Below are 22,115 nucleotides of genomic sequence, written 5' to 3' on the forward strand. Positions count from 1 at the left end.
CTCCCGACCCGGTTCAGGGGCTATAAGCTTCAGTACAGACAACCATTTCCCCCCTCTTGGCCAAGGTGCCCGCGCCGATGCGACGTCCTTCCCGCTCTCTCCTCCTGGCCACCACGGCACTGCTCGCCCTGGCCGCATTGGGCATCTGGTACGGCCAACGGCACGAAGTGCCTGCCAGCCGTGCGCAAGCCGCCATCCCGGTCCGCGTGGTCAGCGTTGCCCAGCAGGACGTGCCGCGCTATGCCAGTGCCATCGGTTCGGTGCTGTCGCTGCACAGCGTCGAGGTGCGCCCGCAGGTCGAGGGCATCCTGACCCAGGTGCTGGTCAAGGAAGGCCAATGGGTCAAGGAAGGCGACCTGCTCGCCACCCTCGACGATCGCAGCATCAGCGCCTCGCTCGACCAGGCCCGCGCCCAGCTCGGCCAGAGCCAGGCACAGATCCAGGTGGCCGGGGTCGACCTCAAGCGCTACAAGCTGCTGAGCACCGATGACGGGGTGTCCAAGCAGACCCTCGACCAGCAACAGGCGCTGGTCAACCAGCTGCAGGCCACGGTCAAGGGCAACCAGGCGGCCATTGCCAACGCACAGGTGCAGCTTTCCTACACGCAGATCCGCTCGCCAGTTACAGGCCGCGTCGGCATCCGCAACGTCGACCCCGGCAACCTGGTGCGCACCAGCGATGCCCAGGGCCTGTTCAGCGTGACCCAGATCGACCCGATCGCCGTGGAATTCTCCCTGCCGCAACAAATGCTGCCGACCTTGCAAACCCTGCTCAAGGCGCCGACACCTGCGCACGTCGAGGCCTACATGGATGCCGACGGCGAGCGCAGCCTGCTGGGCGAAGGCCGCCTGGCACTGATCGACAACCAGATTTCCGCCAACACCGGCACGGTGCGGGTGAAGGCCGAGTTCGACAACAAGGACGGCCGCCTGTGGCCGGGTCAGCTGGTCACCGTGCGCCTGCGCACGGCGCTGGACGAAAACGCACTGGTGGTGCCGCCGCCGGTGGTGCAGCGCAGCATCGATGGCCACTTCGTCTACCGCGTGGAGGGCGACAAGGTCACCAGCGTGCCGGTCAAGGTGCTGTACCAGGACAGCACGCTGAACATCGTCGCCGGGGTCAAGGCCGGTGACCGCCTGGTGCTCGACGGCCAGTCGCGGCTCAAGCCCGGCGCCCGAGTCGAGATCACCCCAGACGCCCCGGCACCGGCCGAGATGGCCGACCGCAGGAGCCAGCCATGAACACCCGCAATGGCGTCTCGGCCTGGTGCATCGACCACCCCATCGCCACCCTGCTGCTGACCTTCGCCCTGGTGCTGCTGGGTGCCATCGCCTTCCCCCGCCTGCCGGTGGCGCCGCTGCCCGAGGCCGATTTCCCGACCATCCAGGTCACCGCCCAGTTGCCCGGTGCCAGCCCCGAGACCATGGCCTCGTCGGTGGCAACGCCGCTGGAAGTGCAGTTCAGCGCCATCCCCGGCATGACCCAGATGACCAGCAGCAGTGCCCTGGGCTCGACCACGCTGATCCTGCAGTTCACCCTGGACAAGAACATCGACACCGCCGCCCAGGAAGTGCAGGCAGCGATCAACACCGCCACCGCGCGCCTGCCCCAGGACCTGCCGAGCCCGCCGACCTGGCGCAAGGTCAACCCGGCCGACAGCCCGGTGCTGATCCTCACCGTCAGCTCCGCGCAGATGCCCGGCAACGAGCTCAGCGACTACGCCGAAACCCTGCTGGCCCGCCAGCTCAGCCAGATCGACGGGGTCGGCCTGATCAACATCACCGGGCAGCTGCGCCCGGCGATCCGGGTGCAGGCGCAGCCGGAGAAACTCGCGGCCATCGGCCTGACCCTGGCCGACGTGCGCCTGGCCATCCAGCAAACCAGCCTGAACCTGGCCAAGGGCGCGCTGTACGGCGAGCACAGCGTGTCGACCATCGCCGCCAACGACCAGCTGTTCCACCCCGAGGACTACGCCAAGCTGATCGTCAGCTACCGCAATGGCGCGCCGGTGCACCTGGCCGACGTGGCCAAGGTGATCAACGGCGCCGAGAACGCCTACGTCAAGGCCTGGTCCGGCGACCAGCCGGGGCTGAACCTGGTGATCTTCCGCCAGCCGGGGGCCAACATCGTCGACACCGTGGACCGGGTGCTCGACGCCCTGCCCCGGCTGCAGGAGATGCTGCCGGCCTCGGTCGAGGTATCGGTGCTGCAGGACCGCACCCAGACCATCCGCGCATCGCTGCATGAAGTGGAACTGACGCTGATGATCGCCGTGGCGCTGGTGATCGGGGTGATGGCGCTGTTCCTGCGCCAGTGGTCGGCCACCTTCATCGTCTCCAGCGTGCTCGGGGTGTCGCTGATCGCCAGCTGCGCGCTGATGTACGTGCTGGGCTTCAGCCTCAACAACCTGACCCTGGTGGCCATCGTCATCGCCGTGGGCTTCGTGGTCGATGACGCCATCGTCGTGGTGGAGAACATCCACCGTCACCTGGAGGCCGGCGACGACAGCCGCACGGCGGCGCTCAGGGGCGCCGGCGAGATCGGCTTCACCGTGGTGTCGATCAGCTTCTCGCTGATCGCCGCGTTCATTCCGCTGCTGTTCATGGGCGGCGTGGTCGGGCGCCTGTTCAAGGAGTTCGCCCTGACCGCCACGGCCACCATCCTGATCTCGGTAGTGGTGTCGCTGACCCTGGCGCCGACCCTCGCCGCCCTGTTCATGCGCCGCCCGCCCAGCGAGCACGGCGGCGGTTTCGGTGCGCGCCTGCTGGGCTGGTACGAAAGGGGCCTGGACCGCGCCCTGGCCCACCGGCGCCTGACCCTCGGTGTGTTCGGCATCACCCTGGCGCTGGCGGTGGCCGGCTATATCGGCATCCCCAAGGGCTTCTTCCCGCTGCAGGACACCGGCTTCATCCTCGGCACCACCGAGGCAGCGGCAGACGTTTCCTACCCCTCGATGATCGAAAAACACCTGGCGGTGGCGAAGATCATCGGTGATGACCCGGCCGTGCGCGCCTATTCGCACTCGGTCGGGGTCACCGGCAGCAACCAGACCATCGCCAACGGCCGCTTCTGGATTTCGCTCAAGCCCCGCGGCGAGCGCGACGTGTCGGCCAGCGAGTGGATCGACCGCATTCGCCCGAAACTCGCCCAGGTACCCGGCATCGTCCTGTACCTGCGCGCCGGCCAGGACATCAACCTCAGCTCCGGGCCATCGCGCACCCAGTACCAGTACGTGCTCAAGAGCAACGACGGCGTGGCCCTGAACCTGTGGACCCAGCGCCTGACCGAGCGCCTGAAGGAAAACCCGGCGTTTCGCGACCTGTCCAACGACCTGCAGCTGGGCGCCAGCGTCACGCGCATCGACATCGACCGCCAGGCCGCAGCGCGCTTCGGCCTGACCACCACCGACGTCGACCAGGCGCTGTACGACGCCTTCGGCCAGCGGCAGATCAGCGAATTCCAGACCGAAACCAACCAGTACAAGGTGATTCTCGAGCTCGATGCGCGCCAGCGCGGCAAGGCCGAAAGCCTCAACTTCTTCTACCTGCGCTCGCCGCTGACCAACGAGATGGTGCCGTTGTCGGCCCTGGCCCACGTGGCAGCGCCCAGCACCGGGCCGCTGTCGATCAGCCACGACGGCCTGTTCCCGGCCGCCAACCTGTCGTTCAACCTGGCGCCCGGCGTGGCCCTGGGCGATGCGGTGCAGATCCTCGAACGCACCCAGCGCGAACTGGGCATGCCCGACTCCATCGCCGGCAACTTCCAGGGCGCCGCCCAGGCCTTCCAGAGCTCGCTGTCGAGCCAGCCGTACCTGATCCTCGCCGCGCTGGTGGCGGTGTACATCATCCTCGGCGTGCTGTACGAAAGCTTCGTCCACCCGCTGACCATCATCTCGACGCTGCCCTCGGCGGGCCTGGGCGCGATCATCCTGCTCTGGGCCAGCGGGCAGGACTTCAGCATCATGGGCCTGATCGGCGTGGTGCTGCTGATCGGCATCGTCAAGAAGAACGGCATCCTGCTCATCGACTTCGCCCTCGAAGCCCAGCGCCACCAGGGCATGACACCCGAGCAGGCGATCCGCCAGGCGTGCCTGGTGCGCTTTCGCCCGATCATCATGACCACCCTGGCCGCGCTGCTCGGCGCGGTGCCGCTGATGTTCGGCTTCGGCACCGGCGCCGAACTGCGCCAGCCGCTGGGCATCGCCGTGGTCGGCGGCCTGTTGGTGAGCCAGGCGCTGACGCTGTTCACCACCCCGGTCATATACTTGGCCCTGGAGCGCCTGTTCCATCGCCGCCAGGCGGCCGCTGCGGCCGCGCCAAGTGCCAGCTGAGACAAGACCATGCGTGTGCTGATCATCGAAGACGAAGAAAAAACCGCCGACTACCTGCATCGCGGCCTGAGCGAGCAAGGCTTCACCGTCGACCTTGCACGCGACGGCATCGACGGGCTGCACATGGCCCTTGAAGGCGACTACGCAGTGATCGTGCTCGACGTGATGCTGCCGGGCCTGGATGGCTACGGCGTGCTGCGCGCCCTGCGCGCGCGCAAGCAGACGCCGGTGATCATGCTCACCGCCCGCGAGCGCGTCGAAGACCGCATCCATGGCCTGCGCGAAGGTGCCGACGACTACCTGGGCAAACCGTTCTCGTTCCTCGAACTGGTTGCCCGCCTGCAGGCCCTGACCCGCCGCAGCAGCAGCCACGAGCCGCTGCAGGTGCAGGTTGGCGACCTGTGGATCGACCTCATGGCGCGCAAGGCCAGCCGCGCCGGCACCCGCCTGGACCTGACCGCCAAGGAGTTCTCGCTGCTCAGCGTGCTGGCCCGGCGCCAGGGCGAGATCCTGTCCAAGACCGCCATCGCCGAGCTGGTCTGGGACATCAACTTCGACAGCGACGCGAATGTCGTCGAGGTCGCCATCAAACGCCTGCGCGCCAAGCTCGACGGGCCATTCGACAACAAGCTGCTGCACACCATCCGAGGCATGGGCTATGTCCTGGAAAACCGTGCCGGTTAACTCCATCGCCCTGCGCCTGTCGGCGCTGTTCATCCTGGTGGCGCTGGGGGTGTTCGTGCTGATCGGCTCGGCGCTGTATCGCCAGGTCGACCGCAGCCTCGACCTGCTGCCGGCGGCCGAGCTCGATGCGCGCTACAGCGTGCTCGAATCCACCCTCAACCGCTTCGGCACGCCCGAGCACTGGGCCAAGATCAGCAACAAGCTCAACTTGCTCAGCGAAGAAGACAAGCGCATCCGCTTCTGGGTGGTGAGCAGCAACCCGGCCTTCGAATACGGCCACCCCAGCGAGCTGGTGCGCGCGTTCGCCGAAGGCCCGCAAGGCATGCGCGACCTGCGCCTGCCCGAGCGCCCCTACGCGTACAAGGTGCTGGTCAGCGAACTGCCGGCCGTGGCCGAGCGCCCGCCGCTGCGCTTTCTGATCGGTATCGACACGGAAACCTTCTGGCAGGCGCAGCACAGCTTGCTGGTGGCCATCGTCGGGCTGGCGGTGCTGGGTGTGTTGCTGGCTTCGGTGCTGGGGTACTGGGTCGCCCGGATCGGCCTGCGCCCGCTGCTGGCGTTGTCCAACGAAGCCCAGGCGCTGGCCCCGCCGCGCCTGGACGGCCGCCTGCAAACCCACGACCTGGCGCCGGAGCTGGCGCAGTTCGCCGGCGCCTTCAACGCCGCCCTCGACCGGGTCAGCCAGGCCTATTCGCGGCTGGAGGCGTTCAACGCCGACGTCGCCCACGAATTGCGCTCGCCGCTGACCAACCTGATCGGCCAGACCCAGGTCGCGCTCACCCGCGGGCGCAGCGCCGAGCACTACTTCGAAGTGCTGCAATCGAACCTCGAAGAGCTCGAACGGCTGCGCAGCATCATCAACGACATGCTGTTCCTCGCCAGCGCCGACCAGGGCAGCAAGGCCACCGCCCTGACCCAGGTGTCACTGGCCGAGGAAGTCGCCACCACCCTCGACTACCTGGACTACATCCTCGAAGACGCCCAGGTCAGCGTGTCGGTCAGCGGCGACGCCCAGGCGCCGATCGAAAAAGCCCAGCTGCGCCGGGCGCTGATCAACCTGCTGAACAATGCCGTGCAACACACCGCGCCCAACCAGGTGATCCGCGTGCATATCGATGCCGGGGCGCAACAGGCCAGCATCGCCGTGAGCAACCCGGGGCCGGCCATCGACGATGCCCACCTGCCGCTGCTGTTCGAGCGTTTCTACCGGGTGGATGCGGCGCGCAGCAACAGTGGCGGCGGCAACCATGGCTTGGGCCTGGCCATCGTCAAAGCCATTGCGCTGATGCATGGGGGCGATGTTTTCGTTCAGAGCGAAGCCGGCGCCAATACCTTTGGCATTCGCCTGCCAAGCGCTCAAACACGCGGGTTTGGGGCGAAAGTCTAATTGCTTTTCCAGATGATCGTTACCTTTTGCGCAACAGTGCTTATCACCACGGACGCTGTTTCCAGGGCCATTAAACGACTAACTTTAGCCCTGTCCTCATTAGCACTTGCACCGCAAGAAGGTAGTTTCAAAATGTCCAACAGTATGGGTATTGCCAGCGTTTTCGTTCTGTCTTCCCTGTTGTTGTCGCCCCTGGCCATGGCTGAAGAGTCGCCGGCCTTCGTCGCCCGTAATGCTGAGCTTGCCGCTGTTCACCAAGATGCCCGCGAAGCTGTCGCCCACCAGGCAGACGCCGTAAAAGCCTCGGAACAGACCGCTTCCAAAGTTCAAAGCGATGCCAACGCGGACAGCTGATTGCTGTTCGCCGCTGCTCCAGATTTCCCTCGGCTACGCCATGGGCACCACCGGTGCCGATATGTTAGCCTTTTAAAGCCGCTGCCAATCAGCGGCTTTTTTTATGTGCTTTAACGATCAGCCCGGTTGTTACGTCTCTAACAAGAAAGTTGCACATTCAAAAAATAAAAACTGCCCCACCGCCCGACCAAAGGAGCTAGTACCGGTGCCTTCCGCGTTTCGTTTTACCCCGTTGTTCATTGCATTGACTGCAACGATGCCGTTCGCCGCCCAGGCAGATGAAGACAAGGCTGATGGCTTTATCGAAGGCTCGACGTTCAACCTGCATTTGCGTAATGCCTACTTCAACCGCAACAACCTCAACAGTGGCGTGCGCGACAAGCGCGAGTGGGGCCAGGGCGCAGTCGCCCGTTTCGAGTCCGGCTACACCCCTGGGGTGGTGGGTTTCGGCCTCGACGCCCATGCCATGCTGGGCCTGAAGCTCGACGGCGGTGGCGGCCATGCCGGCACCAGCATCCTGCCGTCGCACTACAAGGACGACGGTGAACTGGGCGCCGCCCCGCACTCGTTCTCCACGGCCGGCGCTGCGGTCAAGCTCAAGGCGTTCGACACCGAGCTCAAGGCCGGTGACCTGTTCCTCACCAACCCGGTGATCGCCGGCGGTGAAACCCGCATGCTGCCGCAGACCTTCCGCGGCGTGAGCCTGACCAATACCAGCATCGACGGGCTGCTGCTCGAAGGCGGCCAGGTCAGCTTCACCCACCCGTACAACCAGAGCGGCCACCGCCGCATCGACACCTACTACGGTGCGCTGGACGAACACGACAAGAGCAAGCACCTGAACTGGGCCGGCGCGTCCTGGAGCGGCACCGAGAACATCACCGCCAACCTGTATGCCGCTGAGCTGAAGGACATCTGGAACCAGTACTACGCCGACTTCGACTACACCTACGTGGTCAACGACCTGGTCAGCCTGAACCCGGGCGTGCACTTCTACCACACCCAGGACACCGGCCAGGCGCTGCTGGGCAAGATCGACAACAACACCTACAGCCTGCACTTCACGGTCAATGCCGGTTACCACAGCGTCACCGCCGCCTACCAGCGGGTCAACGGCAACACGCCGTTCGACTACATCAACCTGGGCGACAGCGTGTACCTGGACAACTCGCGCATGTACTCGGACTTCAACGCCCCGAACGAGCGTTCGTGGAAGCTGCAGTACGGCTACAACTTCGCCGGCGTCGGCATCCCAGGCCTGAGCACCACCGTATCGTACTCGCGCGGCGAGGCGGACCTGACCAAGGCCAGCCGCGACACCAGCCACTACGACTACTACCGCGCCGATGGCAAGAACGCCATGCACTGGGAGCGCGACCTGGACGTGAAATACGTGTTCCAGGAAGGCGACTTCAAGGACCTGTCGGTCCTGCTGCGCTATGCCACCCACCGCGGCAGCCAGGGCTATGCGTCGATCGACAGCAACAGCGACAACGACGAACTGCGGGTGATCGTCGATTATCCGGTGAACATCTTCTGACCCTTGCGGGAGCGGGTTCGCCCGCTCCCACGCACGATTCCGTCGGACAAATCTTGTTCGACAATCCCTGCACCCCTAGAATGTCGCCGCCGCAAATGGCCCTGCCTCAGCAGTAGCGCGCATGCCCACTCGATTACCGCGTCTCGCACTCTACAGGTCGCACCCCGAGCTGATCCTCAACCTGGGCAGTTGCCTTGCCGTGCTCGCGATCGTGGCCATCGTCAGCTACCTGCTGGCCCGCGAGCGTGACAGCGTCGAGCAATCGGCCATCCGCGCCTCGAACAACATCGTGCAACTGATCGAAAGCGACATCCTGCGCAATGCCGAACTCTACGATCAGTCCCTGCAGGGCCTGATCTGGGCGGTCAACCGCAAGGAGCTGCCCGAGATCCCCGGTGCGCTGCGCCAACGCCTGCTGTTCAACGAAGCCTTCGTCGACAAGAAACGCGGCGATGTGCTGTGGCTGGACAAGGCCGGCAATGTGGTGGGCGACTCCACCAGCATCGTGCCGCGCAAGGCCAACTTCGCCGACACCGGCGTGTTCAAAGCGCACCTGAACGACCCCAACCTCGGTTTGCTGGTGGGCCCGCCGTTCAAGGCGCGGCTGGGCGACCTGGACTGGTGCATCAGCTTCAGCCGGCGCATTTCCGGCCCCAACGGCGAGTTCGCAGGCTTGGCCGCAGGCGCCTTGCGCCTTTCCTATTTCAACGAACTGTTCCAGCGCCTGGACATCGGCGACGACAGCAGCATCAACCTGTTCAACGCCAATGGCCAGCTGCTCGCCCGGCAACCTACCCGGCCAGACGACCCGCTGATCGGCAGCAACTACCGCGAGCGGCCCAACTTCAAGCGCATGCTCGGCGAGCGCAGCGGCAGCTTCACGGCACGTTCGAGCACCACCGGGGACCAGCGCATGTTCACCTTCGCCCGGGTGGCCGACCTGCCGCTGATCGTGATGGTGGTGCACTCGGCCGACGAGGTGTTCGAGTCGTGGCGGCGCACCGCGATACTGGTCAGCGTGGCCACCGGCGTACTGTGCGTGGGCATCCTCTGGCTGACCTTGCTGCTGGGCCGTGAGCTACAGCGCCGTCACGAAGCCGAACAGAGCCTGGCGACCCTGGCCGCCACCGACAGCCTCACCGGCCTTGCCAACCGCCGCCGGCTGGACCAGGTGCTGCGCCTGGAATGGGCACGCGCCCAGCGCAACCGCAAGCCGCTGGCGGTGATGATGGTGGATGTGGATCATTTCAAGGCGTTCAACCAGCGCCATGGGCATGCCGGTGGCGACCATGCGCTGCGCGAGGTGGCCAAGGCCATCGAACAGTGCCTGCGCCGGCCTGCCGACCTGGCGGCGCGCTATGGGGGGGAGGAGTTTCAGGTGATCTTGCCGGAGACCGAGCTGCCGGGTGCGCTGCTGCTGGCAGAACGCATTCGCGCCAGCGTGGAAGGCTTGGCGCCGTTTGCCGATGATGCCCGTGCGGTGACGGTCAGCATCGGCATCGGCGTGTTCATCCCCGGCACCCAGCACGACCTGACCCGGGTGCTGGGTGATGCGGACGAAGCCCTCTACCGGGCCAAGGCCAAAGGCCGCAACCGAGTAGAGGGGCCAGCCGCTTAGGAGCGGGCGCGGGCAGCGTTGCGCAGCGCCTTTACCTGGTCGTGGTTGCGTTGCACGCCTTGCAGTTGCTTCTCGACCAGTGCGTAGCTCTGGTCGCTGGCAGCGCGGCCCAGCTTGACCAGCTTCTCGCGGGCTTCCTTGTAGGCCTTGAGGGCGTGGTCCTCGCCGCGCTCGACTTCGTTGAGCACCGCTTCTTCGTCCTTGCCGGTGACCATCGACTTGAGGTTGACCCAGCCGCGGTGCATGTCGCCGCTGATGCTGGTGGAGGTTTCCGGGTCACCGCCCAGGCGGCGCACTTCGCTTTGCAGCTCGGCGGCGGCACTGGAGCATTCGCCGGCGCGCTGCACGAAGAAGGCCTTGAGTTCCGGGTTCTTCACATCATCGGCCGAAGTCTTGAAACCCTTTTCGCCGTCCTTGCTGTACTCGATCAGGTCGTTGAGTACGTCGATCACGTCTTTGTTGGGGTTGCTCATGGTTTAACTCCTTGGCAGGTGATAGTCATGTAATCAGGAGCAGCCTTCGTGCCAAGCCTCACCCAAAAATAAAACTCTTTAAAATCAATTATTTACCATCAAAGGCAGGAATGTGTGAAACGGCGTTATGCATGATTGCCGCTTGGGCGCTCGTGCAGATTGCAGTATGGTCGGCGCTCTTCCCCTGCAGGCCTTACCCATGAAACCGGAAACCCTCGAACTGCTGGTCACGCGCACGATGCCTTTTGGCAAATACCAGGGGCGGATCATTGCCGACCTGCCGGGTGACTACCTGGCCTGGTTTGCGCGCAAGGGCTTTCCGGCGGGGGAACTGGGTGGGTTGCTGGCGTTGATGCACGAGGTCGACCATAACGGCCTGGGGGATTTGCTGGTGCCATTGCGGCAGAAGCATCGCAAATGAGGGGGCCAGTTTTGGCCCTATCGCCGGCAAGCCGGCTCCCACAGGGTAAACACAGGCCTTGAAGCCTGTGCTGTACCTGTGGGAGCCGGCTTGCCGGCGATGAGGCCCTCAACCCTTCACGGGCGCCACTGCCAGCTCCACCCGCTCGCTCTTCTTGATCACGGCATACACCACCGCCGTCAGCAAACTCCCCGCCACGATCGCCAGCAGGTACAGCAACGCGTGGTTGATCGCATTGGGTATCAGCAACACGAACAGCCCACCATGCGGCGCCATCAGCTTGCAGCCAAAGTACATCGACAGCGCCCCGGTCAACGCCCCGCCGGCAATGCTCGCCGGGATCACCCGCAATGGGTCCTTGGCCGCGAACGGAATCGCCCCCTCCGAGATGAAGCACAAGCCCAGCGCCAACGCCGCCTTGCCCGCCTCGCGCTCGCTCTGGGCGAACTTGCGCCGGGCCAGGAAGGTGGCGATGCCCAGGCCGATCGGCGGCACCATGCCGGCGGCCATGGTCGCCGCCATCGGCGCATAGCTCGACGACGCCAGCAGCCCCACCGAGAAGGCATAGGCCGCCTTGTTGATCGGCCCGCCCAGGTCGACGCACATCATGCCGCCCAGCAGCAGGCCGAGCAGAATGGCGTTGGTGGTGCCCATGCTGTCGAGAAAATGCGTGAGCCCTTCGAGCATCGCCGCCACCGGCTGGCCGACCACGTAGATCATCACCAGGCCGGTGAACAGGCTGGCCAGCAGCGGAATGATCAGAATCGGCTTGAGCGCGTCGAGGCTGCTGGGCAGGCGCGCCCAGCGGGCGATCGCCTTGGCGCTGTAGCCGGCGAGAAAACCGGCGACGATGCCGCCGATGAAACCGGCGCCCAGGGTGCTCGCCAGCAAACCGCCGATCATGCCCGGCGCCAGGCCCGGGCGGTCGGCGATGGACCAGGCGATATAGCCCGCCAGCAGCGGCACCATCAGCTTGAACGCCGCCTCGCCGCCAATCTGCATCAGCGCGGCGGGCAAGGTGCCTGGCTCCTTGTAGGCCTCGATACCGAACACGAATGACAAGGCGATCAGCAGGCCGCCGGCCACCACCATCGGCAGCATGAACGACACGCCGGTGAGCAGGTGCTTGTAGACCCCGGCCTTCTCGGCCTTGGCCGCAGCCGGCGCGGCATCGCCTGCGCTTTCGACCTGGGCTTCGGCCAACGCCTTGTCCAGGGTTGCCCGCGCCTGCTTGAGCGCGATGCCGGTGCCGCAGCGGTAGATGCGCTTGCCGGCGAAGCGGGCTGTGGGCACTTCGATATCGGCGGCCAGCAGCACCACGTCGGCCTCGGCGATGGCCTGGGCCGAGAGTGGGTTGCGTGCACCGACCGAGCCTTGGGTTTCCACGGTCAGCGCATAGCCCAGTTGCTGCGCGGCCTGTTGCAGGGCCTCGGCGGCCATGAAGGTGTGCGCCACGCCGGTCGGGCAGGCGGTGACGGCAACCAGGCGCACGGCCGCCGCCGGTTGGGCGCTAGTGGGCGCGCCGGCGAGCACCTGCGCATTGACTGCCGCGCGGTCGAGAAACCCTTCGCGGTCGGCCAGCGCTTCGGCCGGCGTGCTCTGGTACACGCGCTTGCCGCTGAAGCGGCCCAGGTCGACCTGGCCGGTGCTGACCACCAGCACCCAGTCGGCCTCGGCAATTTGCGCGGCGCTGAGCTGGCGCTCGGGATGCTCGGCATCCACCACTTCGACGCAGGTTTTCCAGCCGCGGCGCTGGGCGGCGGCGGCCAGCAGGCGTGCACTGAGCACGCTGGACACCTGGCCGTTGGGGCAGGCGGTGACAATGGCAATGTTCATCGGCAACCCTCTTGTTGTTCTGTCAGTTGCACGGCGCCTTGCAGGCGCGCCAGGTGGTGCGGGTCGGCAATGCCGAAGCCGACCTGGGTCACCGCCAGCGCGGCGATGGCGGTGGCGCGGCGCAGGGTCTGGGACGCGGGTTCGCCCAACAGCAGGCCGTGGACCATGCCCGCCACCAGCGAATCGCCGGCGCCCACGGTACTGGCCACGCGTACCTGCGGTGGCCGCGCGTGCAGCGCCTGGCCTGCGGCAAACCAGCTGACCCCCTGCTCGCCCGCCGACACCACCACATGCTCCACGCCACTGGCCAGCAGCCGCTCGGCCGCGGCGCGCTGTTCGGCGCCGCTGCTCACGGTCAGGCCCAGTACCTCGCCCAGCTCTTCGGTGTTCGGCTTGACCAGCCACGGCGCGCTCTGCAGGCCGGCGCGCAGCGCTTCGCCGCTGCTGTCCAGGGCAACTTTCAGGCCCAGCGCCTTCAGTTGCTCGAGCAACTGGCGGAACCACTCCGGGCTGATGCCACGCGGCAGGCTGCCGGCCACCACCACCGCGTCATGCCCCGGCGCCATCGCTTGCAAGCGCCGCAGCAGCGCTGCGCAGGCAGCGTCATCGACCTGCGGGCCTTGCCCATTGATATCGGTGACGCGGCCATCGGCCTCCACCAGCTTGAGGTTGCTGCGGGTTTCGCCCGGCACGCGGACGAAGCAGTCGACGAACCCGCGCTGCTCGATCAACGCCTCGAATGGCTGCAGGTTGCCCTGGCCAAGGAAACCACCGACGGTCACGCTGTGCCCCAGGTCGGCCAGCACCTGGGCCACGTTCAGGCCCTTGCCGGCAGCATGGGTCTGCTGCTCGTGGGCGCGGTTGACCAGCCCGGGGCGCAGGGTGTCGAGGCTGACGGTGATGTCCAGGGCCGGGTTCAGGGTCAGGGTCAGGATCTTGGCCATTCAATAACGCTCCACCAGCGCGCGAACCGCCGCGGCGCTGTCTTGTTGCAGGGCCTCGCGCGCCAGGGCGCGGGCCGTCTGGTGATCGGCCTGGCGTACCAGTGCCTTGACTTCGGCAATGCTGCGCGCCGCCACGCTCAACTCGTCCACCTCCAGCCCCAGCAGCACCGCCACCGCCTGCGGGTCGGCGGCCAGCTCGCCGCACACGCCCACCCACTTGCCCTGGGCATGGGCGGCGCGCACGGTCATGTCGATCAGGCTCAGCACCGCCGGGTGCAGGCCGTCGGCCTGGGCCGAAAGGCTCGGGTGGCCACGGTCGATGGCCAGGGTGTACTGGGTCAGGTCGTTGGTGCCGATGCTGAAGAAGTCCACCTCGCGCGCAAGCTGTGGCGCCAGCAACGCCGCGGACGGCACCTCGACCATGATGCCCAGTTGCAGGTCGGCGACCGGGGTTTCCACGCGCAGGCGTTCGACCATCGCCCGCGCCTCGCGCCACTCATGCACCTGGCCGACCATGGGGAACATGATCCGCAGCGGGCGCTGGTCGGCGGCGCGCAGCAGGGCGCGCAACTGGTCTTCCATGATCTGCGGCCGCTGCAGGGTCAGGCGTACCCCACGCACGCCGAGGAACGGGTTGTCCTCGGCGGCGATCGGCCAATAGGGCAAGGGTTTGTCACCGCCCACATCGAGGGTGCGCACCACCAGCGGCCGCCCGCCCAGGCCATCGAGCACGCGGCGGTACTCGGCCTCCTGGGTGGCCACATCCGGCGCCTGGGGGTGGGCCATGAACAACAGTTCGGTGCGCAGCAGGCCAACACCTTCGGCGCCCTGCTCCACCACCTTGTCGATGCCGCTGCTCTGGCCGATGTTGGCGAACACTTCGACGGCGTGGCCGTCGCGGGTGACGGCCGGCGCGTGGCGCTCGGCCCAGGCGGCTTGCAGGCGTTGCTCACGCTGGTCGCGTTCGGCCAGCGCACGCTGCAATTCAGCGGCCGGCGGTGCGACGCTGAGCGTTCCGCGCTGGCCATCGAGCAGCAACGGGGTGCCGGCAGCAAGCTGCAGCACCGCCGCCCCCGCGCCGACCACCGCCGGAATGCCCAGGGCCCTGGCGACGATCGCGCTGTGGGCCGTGGCGCCGCCATGGGCGGTGACGATGCCGGCGACCCGCGCCGGGTCCAGCCGGGCCACATCGGAGGGGCCCACCTCGGCCATCACCAGCACATAAGGTTGCTCGGGCTCGGCCTGGGCCTGCACGCCACACAACTGCGCCAGCACGCGACGGCCGACATCGCGCAGGTCGGCGGCACGCTCGGCCAGCAACGCATCATGCAACGCCTCCTGCTGGCGCGCGGCCGTCTCGATCACTGCCATCCACGCCGCCGGCGCGCTCTCGCCCTGGGCCAGGCGCAGCTCGACATCGTCGCTCAGGGCCGGGTCGGCGAGCATTTCCTGGTGGGTGACGAAGATCTCGCCAATGGCCTTGTCGCTGCGCTGCACCAGCGCTTGCAGGTCGCTACCGACCACGGCCATGGCCTGCTGCAGCTTGTGCCGCTCCTGCGTGGGCGATTCGCCGCGCAGGGGGTAGTCGATTTCACGTTGCACGCAGACATGCGCCGGCCCGCTGGCAATGCCCGGTGCCGCGCCTACCGCCTGGATGCGGCTGCCTGCGGCCGGGGCCTGCAGGGCTTCGGCCGGCAGCGGCGCTGCCAGGCTTGCGGTGGCCGGCAGTGGCTCGACCTCCTCGCCCAAACCTTGCTCGATGGCCGCCAGCAGCGCCGGCAAGGCATCGCTGGCGATGGACGGCTCGGCGCTCAGCTCCAGCACTTGCCCGCGCCTGGCCCCCAGGCTGAGCAGCTTGCTCAGGCTCTTGACCGACACCGCCGGCTGCGCGCTGTCCACCAGGCGCAGGCGAATCTCGCCCTCGAAGCCCTTGGCCAGTTGCGCCAGGATCTTCGCCGGGCGGGCATGCAGGCCGTGGGGGTTGGCCAGGGCGATGCGCGCACTGGGCCAGTCAGCCGGCGCCTCGCCGCCCAGCACTTCGAGCACGGCGCGGCTGCTGGTGGCCTGGTACAGCGTCTGCCCGCGGCCTTCGATCAGCACTTCGCACAGGCGCTCGAGCAGCGCCTGATGCGCAGCGCCGAGGCTGGCCAGGCAGAACAGCCCGTTCAGCGGCTGGTCGCGGTAGCGCAGGGGCTGCTGCGGGGTGACGAAGGCCAGGCCCGGCTGGCGTACCTGGCGCTCGCTGTGCAACCACCACAGGCCCTCGCCCAGGGGCAGCGGCTCGGCCTGCTGGAGCACGGCGGCAAAGCCGCTGTCGACGCAACCGGCGCGTTGCAGCAGGCGTGCGCCGCGCCAGGCCAGTTCGTCGAAGTCCTCGGCGGGCAGGTTCAGGCCGACCAGCTGCGCGTCCAGGGCCAGTTCCTGCGGTGCGCTTTGCAGCAGTTTGAGCAACGCCTCGGCGGAGCTTGCCCGGCGCAAGGCTTCGGCCAGGTCGGTTTCGCCCAGGGCGCGGGTGAGCAGTTGCAGCAGGCGCAGGTGCTCGTCTGAGCGGGCGGCGATGCCGATGGCCAGGTACACCCGCTGGCCGTCACCCCAGTCGACGCCCTCGGGGAACTGCAGCAGGCGTACCCCGGTGGCGAACACCAGGTCGCGGGTCTGCGGGGTGCCATGGGGGATGGCGATGCCCTGGCCAAGGAAGGTGGAACCCTGCGCCTCGCGGGCTTGCAGGCCTTGCAGATAGCCATCGGCGACCAGGCCGTCGGCCACCAGCCGCTGCGCCAGCAGGCGCAGGGCCTCGGCTTTGTCGACAGCCGTCTGGCCCATGGCTATCTGCTCTTTGGCGAGCTCGAGCATGACCTTCTCCTTTTGCAGCCCCTTGGCGATAAATGCCGGGTACTGAGGTATTGTTGTGAAATTCGCGATTTCAGCCAGTTCAACGGCTGCGCATGAACGGCAGCGGCGGCAGAAAATTTTTAGCTGAAACGTTTAACCTGACCAAGCGGACACGTTACTCGATAATCTTCCGGGGAAAAAGCCCCATCCTGTCGGACAATTGCGACAATGGTCGTCTGCGCGTGGCAGCCTGGCCGGGTCAAACTACTCGGTCCTGTCCCACGATCAGCCCCGGTAATAACAAGGAAAATTCGGTGAAACTCAGCGATATCGCCCGTCTGGCCGGTGTGTCCGTGACCACTGCCAGTTACGTCATCAATGGCAAGGCTGAACAGCAGCGCATCAGCAACAGCACTGTCGAGCGCGTGCGCGCGGTGGTCGAGGCCCACGGCTTCACGCCCAACCCGCAGGCCGCTGGCCTGCGCAGCCGGCACACCCGCACCCTGGGCTTCATTCTCCCGGATCTGGAGAACCCCAGCTACGCCCGCATCGCCAAGCAGCTGGAACAGGGCGCCCGCGCCCGTGGCTACCAGTTGCTGATTGCCAGCAGTGACGACCAGCCAGACAGCGAGCGCCAATTGCAGCAACTGTTCCGCGCCCGTCGCTGCGATGCGCTGTTCGTCGCCAGCTGCCTGCCGCCCGAAGACGACAGCTACCGCGACCTGCAGGACAAAGGCCTGCCGGTGATCGCCATCGACCGGCGCCTGGACCCAGCGCACTTCTGCTCGGTCATCAGCGACGACCGCGATGCCAGCCGCCAGCTGGCCGACAGCTTGCTCGCCACCGCCCCACGCAGCATCGCCCTGATCGGCGCACGCCCGGAGCTGTCGGTCAGCCAGGCCCGCGCCGGTGGTTTCGACGAGGCCCTGCAAGGGTTTGCCGGTGACGTGCGGCGCTACCAGGGCGAAGCGTTCAGCCGCGAATGCGGCCAGCGCCTGATGCAGCAACTGATCGACGAGCTAGGCGGGCTGCCGGATGCCCTGGTGACCACCTCCTACGTGCTGCTGCAAGGGGTGTTCGACACCTTGCAGGCGCACCCTGCCGATTCGCGCCAGCTGCAACTGGGCACCTTCGGCGACAACCAGCTGCTCGACTTCCTGCCGCTGCCGGTCAACGCCATGGCCCAGCAGCATGGCCTGATCGCCGCCACCGCACTGGAGCTGGCCCTGGCCGCGATCGAGGAAAAACGCTACGAGCCCGGCGTGCACGCCATTGGCCGCACCTTCAAGCAACGCATCACTGCAGGCTGAACATGCGCCTGATCGACACCCACACCCACCTGGACTTCCCCGACTTCGACGCCGACCGCCCGCGCCTCTTGGCCAACGCGGCGGCGCGCGGGGTGCAGCGAATGGTGGTGCTGGGGGTGCATGAGGCCAATTTCCAGCGCGTGTGGGACCTGGCCTGCGCCGAGCCGAGCGTACAGGCGGCGCTGGGCTTGCACCCGGTGTACCTGGAGCAGCATCGTCCCGAGCACCTGGTGCAACTGCGCCAATGGCTGGAACGCCTGCACGGCGACCCGCGGCTGTGCGCCGTGGGCGAGTTCGGCCTGGACTACTACCTCGAAGGCCTCGACAAGCAGCGCCAGCAGGCGCTGTTCGAGGCGCAGTTGCAGATGGCCTGCGACTTCGCCTTGCCGGCGCTGCTGCATGTACGCCGCAGCCATGCCCAGGTGATCGCCACGCTCAAGCGTTACAAGCCGGCGCGGGCGGGGGTCATCCATGCCTTTGCCGGCAGTTACGAAGAGGCTCGCGAGTACATCAAGCTGGGCTTTCGGCTAGGGCTGGGCGGCGCGGCGACCTGGCCGCAGGCGCTGCGGTTGCGCAAGACCCTGGCGCGCTTGCCGCTTGAGAGCGTGGTGCTGGAGACCGACTCGCCGGACATGGCCCCGGCGATGTTTGCCGGGCAGCGCAACAGCCCGGAGCACTTGCCGGAAATTGCCGGGGCGTTGGCCGAGTTGATGGGGGTCGAGGTAGAGGCCCTGGCTGAAGCCAGCAGCAAGAATGCCTGCGAGCTGTTTGGTTGGTAGATGCTCCCACCTGACCCTGTAGGAGCCGGCTTGCCGGCGATAGGGCCGGCACTGCCCCCACCTAGACCTTGAACGCCCCGATCATCCGCTTCAATTCCACCACCTGCTGCGACAGCGCCCGGCTGGCATCCTCGGTCTGGCAGGCGCCTTGGGTGGTGTCCTGGGCCGCCCGGTTGATCGCCACGATGTTGCGGTCGATATCATGGGCCACCGCCGTCTGCTGCTCGACTGCCGCCGCAATCTGCTGGTTCTGCTCGACGATCCCCCCCACCGCCCCCAGGATGTTGCCCAGTGCCTGCTGCACCTGGCGCGCTTCATCCACCGTTGCCGCCGCCATCTGATGGCTGCTGCCCATCGCCCGCACAGCGGCACTAACCCCCTCCTGCAGGCGCTGGATCATCTGCGCGATCTGCGCCGTCGAGTCCTGGGTACGCCGGGCCAGGGTGCGTACCTCGTCGGCGACCACGGCAAAGCCACGGCCCTGTTCACCCGCCCTGGCTGCCTCGATCGCGGCATTGAGGGCCAACAGGTTGGTTTGCTCGGCAATGCTGCGGATCACCTCCAGCACCTGGCCGATCGCCTGGCTGTCGGTGGCCAGCTGGTTGATCGCCAGCACGGTCTGGTCGATTTCACCGGCCAGGCGGCCAATGCTGCCCTGCTGGCTTTCCACCAGGCTGCGGCCATTGGCGCTTTCATGGTTGACCTGCTGCGCGCCGTCGGCGGCCAGCGCCGCGCTGCGCGCCACCTCCTGGGCCGTGGCGCTCATCTGGTTCATCGCCGTGGCCACCTGCTCGATCTGCTCACGCTGGCCGCTGACCGCCTGGTTGCTGCGCGTCGACACCGACAGCACCTGGCCGGCCTGCTCCTCGACCGCCACCACGGTGCGGCCGACCTGGTCGATCAGGCCGCGGATACGCTGCACCGCTTCACTGAAATCCCGGCCCAGCTCGCCCAGTTCATCACGGCTGTGGGCGTGGAAACTGACCGTCATATCCCCCGCCGCCACCTTGCCCATGGCCCCGCCCAGCTTGCGCAGGGTGGCTCGGGTGGAGACGTAGAAGCCGCTGTAGAGGTAGACGATCAGGGCAAACACACCCGCCAGCAGCGTGACCAGGGCAATCATGCGCCAGCGCTGCTCGCCCAGGCGCTGTTGCAGTTGCCCCTGCAGATGGCCAACCACTGCCTCATTGAGGCGGTAGGTCTGGGCCATCAGCTCGCTCACCTGCTGGTAGAAGGCGGGCCAGGGCGCGTCCAGGGTTTCAGCCACCACCACGCGGTCCTCGAACAAGGCCGCCGCTTGCTTGACGGTCGCCTCGCTGGCCTGCGCCGCGGTGCCCAGGGCAGCCTTGGCGGCCGGGTCGGCGGCCAGCGCGTCGTCCACGCGCATGGCGTAATCCACGGCCAGGCGCTCCAGGCGTTGCAGCAAATCTTCGAAGCGGGCACTGCCGGAGGAGTCGATGAACCCCCGGCCCAACGCCGCAGCCCCCAGCGCACGCCCCTCGCCCAGGCTCTGGGTGACTTGCGCCGTTGCCACGCCAATCAACTCGCTCAACTGGCGCACCGAGGCCTGGCTGTCCTGGCTCAGCCCCGACTGGTTGGCGACCTGCCTGCTCAATACCTGGGCCTGGGCCAGCAGCTTGTCGAACAGCGCCGCCTTGCTCAGCAGGGAAGTTTCGCTGCGTGCGGCGACGAATGCGCCCGCCAGTTCTTCGAGCTTGGCCTGCGGCACGGCCTCGCCGCCCTTCAACGCGGCAAGCTGTGCCTGGACCTTGTCCTGCAGGGCCGCGATGCGCAATTCCAGGTCGACTGCCTGGCCGGACTGGCCGAGCACCACATTGATCTGCACCAGGTTGCCGAGGGTTTCCAGGTCGCCGCGCAGGGCCAGGCTGCTGCTCAGCGGGCCGATGCCCTGCAGTTCGGCGCGGGTGAACTGGAATTGGCGATAGGCATCGAGGACCAGGTAGGTGCTGGTGCCAAGCATGGGCAGGAAGAACAGGACGCTGACAAGGCTGAACTTCTGGCCGAAGCTCAGCCGGTTCATCAGTGCAATGGCCGGGTAGAGCGAACGCTTCACGGGCACCTCCAAGGATTCTTGTTGTTCTACAAGGGGTAGCACTAGGCCACCCTGTATAGCGCAGTTCGAACCGGAGGTTTGTAACTTAAGGTTAAGCGCCCCTCGCGGGAGGGCTCAGACCAGTACCGTCCACAAGGCAAAGCCGGCGTACCACAGCACGGCGCAGCGCAGCAGCAGGTCCCACAGGCTGTCCAGCCGGCCCAGGCCGCGCTGGCTGTCTTCCTGCTCGGGAATGTCGTCGGCAATTCGCCCGACCCTGGCCACCAGGTGCGCGGCGCTGATATGCCAGTTGAGCAGCTCGTGCAGCATGACCCGGGTGACCGCCAGGAAGTTGCCCACCAGGGCGAAGCTCAGGGCCAGCACCCGCACCGGCAGCCAGTCCAGCACATGCCGCAGCTGTTCGGCGCGGGCCTTGAGCGCCGGTTGGCCGCTGTGCTCGGCGGTCAACGCCAGCAGGCGGTAGGCCAGTGCAGCGCCCGGGCCCAGCACGAAGTACCAGAAGATCACCGCGAAAAAGCCCTGGTAGGCCTGCCACAAGAGGTTGCCCTGTACCCGCACCAGCAAGCTGTGCGGCTCGTCGGCCGCCAGCCCCAGGTCGCGCTCGGCCACGTGCAGCGCGCCCTGCTCGTCACCGCGCCGCCAGGCATCGCGAAACGGCCCGAGCGAGGCCTTGAAGTCGCCACGGCCGAGGCTGTAGATCAGCACCAGCAGGTGCACCGGCAGGGCCAGCAAGCCATAGGCAACCGGGTCGAGCACGTGCAGCAGCAATGCCAGCAGCGCCACCGGGGCCAGCACCAGAATGGCCAGGGTCCACCAGGGGTGCACCTTGCCGCTGCGCTCCAGGCGCACCAGTTCACCCAGGAAGAAGCCATCGCGTTGTACCTGATGGCGCAGGGCCGAGAACTTCTCGACCCACAGCGCCAGCATCAACACCAGAAAACTCATGCCTTGTCCTCGTTGTCCGTCACGGCGGCGCGGTAGCGCGGCCAATCGAATGCCGGGCCGGGGTCGGTCTTGCGCACCGGGGCGATGTCGCTGTGGCCCTGGATGCGGCGCTGGTCGATGGCCGGCCAGGCCGCCTGGATGTGCTGCGTCAGTTGCGCCAGCACGGCGTACTGGGCATCGGTGTAAGGCAGGTCATCGGTGCCTTCGAGCTCGATGCCGATGGAAAAGTCGTTGCAGCCCTCGCGCCCGTCGAAGCGTGAGACCCCGGCATGCCAGGCACGTTCGAGCAGCGACACGAACTGGGTGACGCCGCCGTCGCGCTCGACGAACAGGTGCGCCGAAACCGTCAGGTGGCTGATGCTGGCAAAGTAGGGATGTTCGTCGGGGTCGAGGCGGTTCTGGAAGAATTCCTGGACCTTGCCGCTGCCGAAGCAGGCGGGCGGCAGGCTGATGTTGTGGATCACCAGCAGAGAGATCGCTTCGCCTTCGGGGCGCGCATTGAAGTTCGGCGAGGGGCAGTGGGTGATTCCGTTTCCGTGAAACCAGCCAGTGGCACGGTCCAATAGCATGGGGCAGATCCTGAAAAGC

17 protein-coding genes and 1 pseudogene are annotated in these 22,115 nt (G+C 66.9%); 10 read left to right on the plus strand and 8 right to left on the minus strand.

Going from position 1 to position 22,115, the window contains the following annotated elements; translation table 11 throughout:
• Nucleotides 1–77 precede the first annotated feature (77 nt).
• The 7 genes from L6D75_RS09055 (at nucleotide 78) to L6D75_RS09085 (ending at nucleotide 9,913) form a co-directional block, all read left to right on the plus strand.
• On the plus strand, nucleotides 78–1,241 hold the full coding sequence (locus L6D75_RS09055; RefSeq protein WP_176516883.1) for an efflux RND transporter periplasmic adaptor subunit: 1,164 nt from the start codon (nucleotides 78–80) through the stop codon (nucleotides 1,239–1,241).
• The gene (locus tag L6D75_RS09060; RefSeq protein WP_176516881.1) at nucleotides 1,238–4,330 is read left to right on the plus strand and encodes a multidrug efflux RND transporter permease subunit; all 3,093 of its coding nucleotides are present in this window, start codon (nucleotides 1,238–1,240) and stop codon (nucleotides 4,328–4,330) included. Before L6D75_RS09055 ends, L6D75_RS09060 begins: the two co-directional genes overlap by 4 nt.
• 9 nt (nucleotides 4,331–4,339) lie before the next feature.
• On the plus strand, nucleotides 4,340–5,014 hold the full coding sequence (locus L6D75_RS09065; RefSeq protein WP_176516880.1) for a heavy metal response regulator transcription factor: 675 nt from the start codon (nucleotides 4,340–4,342) through the stop codon (nucleotides 5,012–5,014).
• The gene (locus L6D75_RS09070; RefSeq protein ID WP_176516877.1) at nucleotides 4,989–6,401 is read left to right on the plus strand and encodes a heavy metal sensor histidine kinase; all 1,413 of its coding nucleotides are present in this window, start codon (nucleotides 4,989–4,991) and stop codon (nucleotides 6,399–6,401) included. The genes L6D75_RS09065 and L6D75_RS09070 overlap by 26 nt, the downstream gene beginning before the upstream one ends.
• A 132-nt stretch (nucleotides 6,402–6,533) precedes the next feature.
• Complete coding sequence (locus tag L6D75_RS09075) at nucleotides 6,534–6,755, plus strand: hypothetical protein (protein ID WP_176516902.1); 222 nt, start codon at nucleotides 6,534–6,536, stop codon at nucleotides 6,753–6,755.
• Between the two features lie 205 nt (nucleotides 6,756–6,960).
• Nucleotides 6,961–8,295, plus strand: a complete 1,335-nt coding sequence (locus L6D75_RS09080) for an OprD family porin (protein WP_176516875.1) — start codon at nucleotides 6,961–6,963, stop codon at nucleotides 8,293–8,295.
• Nucleotides 8,296–8,416: 121 nt separating this feature from the next.
• Entirely contained in the window at nucleotides 8,417–9,913 is a 1,497-nt protein-coding gene (locus tag L6D75_RS09085) for a sensor domain-containing diguanylate cyclase (protein ID WP_176516873.1), read from the plus strand.
• Here L6D75_RS09085 and L6D75_RS09090 read toward each other — a convergent pair.
• Nucleotides 9,910–10,386 (minus strand): ferritin-like domain-containing protein, encoded by a 477-nt coding sequence (locus L6D75_RS09090; protein WP_176516871.1) that lies wholly within the window; start codon nucleotides 10,384–10,386, stop codon nucleotides 9,910–9,912. The genes L6D75_RS09085 and L6D75_RS09090 overlap by 4 nt on opposite strands.
• Nucleotides 10,387–10,585: 199 nt before the next feature.
• On the opposite strand from L6D75_RS09090, the gene L6D75_RS09095 reads away from it, so the two are divergent.
• On the plus strand, nucleotides 10,586–10,807 hold the full coding sequence (locus tag L6D75_RS09095; protein WP_176516870.1) for a DUF3820 family protein: 222 nt from the start codon (nucleotides 10,586–10,588) through the stop codon (nucleotides 10,805–10,807).
• 108 nt (nucleotides 10,808–10,915) lie between these two features.
• On the opposite strand, the gene L6D75_RS09100 is transcribed toward L6D75_RS09095, so the two are convergent.
• From L6D75_RS09100 to ptsP, 3 genes are read right to left on the minus strand one after another with little or no spacing between them, the layout of a single operon-like run.
• The gene (locus L6D75_RS09100) at nucleotides 10,916–12,643 is read right to left on the minus strand and encodes a PTS fructose-like transporter subunit IIB (protein ID WP_176516868.1); all 1,728 of its coding nucleotides are present in this window, start codon (nucleotides 12,641–12,643) and stop codon (nucleotides 10,916–10,918) included.
• Nucleotides 12,640–13,587: a 1-phosphofructokinase gene (gene pfkB, locus L6D75_RS09105; RefSeq protein WP_176516866.1), complete on the minus strand. Its 948-nt coding sequence runs from the start codon at nucleotides 13,585–13,587 to the stop codon at nucleotides 12,640–12,642. The genes L6D75_RS09100 and pfkB overlap by 4 nt, the downstream gene beginning before the upstream one ends.
• Nucleotides 13,588–16,440 carry a phosphoenolpyruvate--protein phosphotransferase gene (ptsP, locus tag L6D75_RS09110; RefSeq protein WP_176516865.1) on the minus strand — a complete coding sequence of 951 codons (2,853 nt, stop codon included), beginning with the start codon at nucleotides 16,438–16,440 and terminating at the stop codon, nucleotides 13,588–13,590. It lies immediately after the preceding gene.
• A gap of 293 nt (nucleotides 16,441–16,733) precedes the next feature.
• Between ptsP and cra the strand changes: the two genes are divergently transcribed.
• The gene (gene cra, locus L6D75_RS09115; protein ID WP_176516863.1) at nucleotides 16,734–17,729 is read left to right on the plus strand and encodes a catabolite repressor/activator; all 996 of its coding nucleotides are present in this window, start codon (nucleotides 16,734–16,736) and stop codon (nucleotides 17,727–17,729) included.
• A 2-nt stretch (nucleotides 17,730–17,731) separates the two neighbouring features.
• On the plus strand, nucleotides 17,732–18,508 hold the full coding sequence (locus tag L6D75_RS09120; protein WP_176516861.1) for a TatD family hydrolase: 777 nt from the start codon (nucleotides 17,732–17,734) through the stop codon (nucleotides 18,506–18,508).
• Between the two features lie 61 nt (nucleotides 18,509–18,569).
• Here L6D75_RS09120 and L6D75_RS27445 read toward each other — a convergent pair whose 3' ends face one another.
• From L6D75_RS27445 to ampD, 4 genes and pseudogenes are all read right to left on the minus strand, one after another.
• A complete protein-coding gene (locus L6D75_RS27445; protein ID WP_373876240.1) occupies nucleotides 18,570–19,283 on the minus strand; it encodes a methyl-accepting chemotaxis protein in 714 nt (237 codons plus the stop codon).
• 144 nt (nucleotides 19,284–19,427) lie between these two features.
• A pseudogene (locus tag L6D75_RS27450) lies at nucleotides 19,428–20,549 on the minus strand (HAMP domain-containing protein); the annotation flags it as partial.
• A 147-nt stretch (nucleotides 20,550–20,696) separates the two neighbouring features.
• Nucleotides 20,697–21,527 carry a regulatory signaling modulator protein AmpE gene (ampE, locus tag L6D75_RS09130; RefSeq protein ID WP_176516857.1) on the minus strand — a complete coding sequence of 277 codons (831 nt, stop codon included), beginning with the start codon at nucleotides 21,525–21,527 and terminating at the stop codon, nucleotides 20,697–20,699.
• On the minus strand, nucleotides 21,524–22,096 hold the full coding sequence (gene ampD / locus L6D75_RS09135; RefSeq protein ID WP_176516855.1) for a 1,6-anhydro-N-acetylmuramyl-L-alanine amidase AmpD: 573 nt from the start codon (nucleotides 22,094–22,096) through the stop codon (nucleotides 21,524–21,526). Before ampD ends, ampE begins: the two co-directional genes overlap by 4 nt.
• Nucleotides 22,097–22,115 lie beyond the last annotated feature (19 nt).

Origin of the sequence: Pseudomonas faucium, assembly GCF_021602585.1 — a bacterium.
Lineage (GTDB): Bacteria > Pseudomonadota > Gammaproteobacteria > Pseudomonadales > Pseudomonadaceae > Aquipseudomonas > Aquipseudomonas faucium.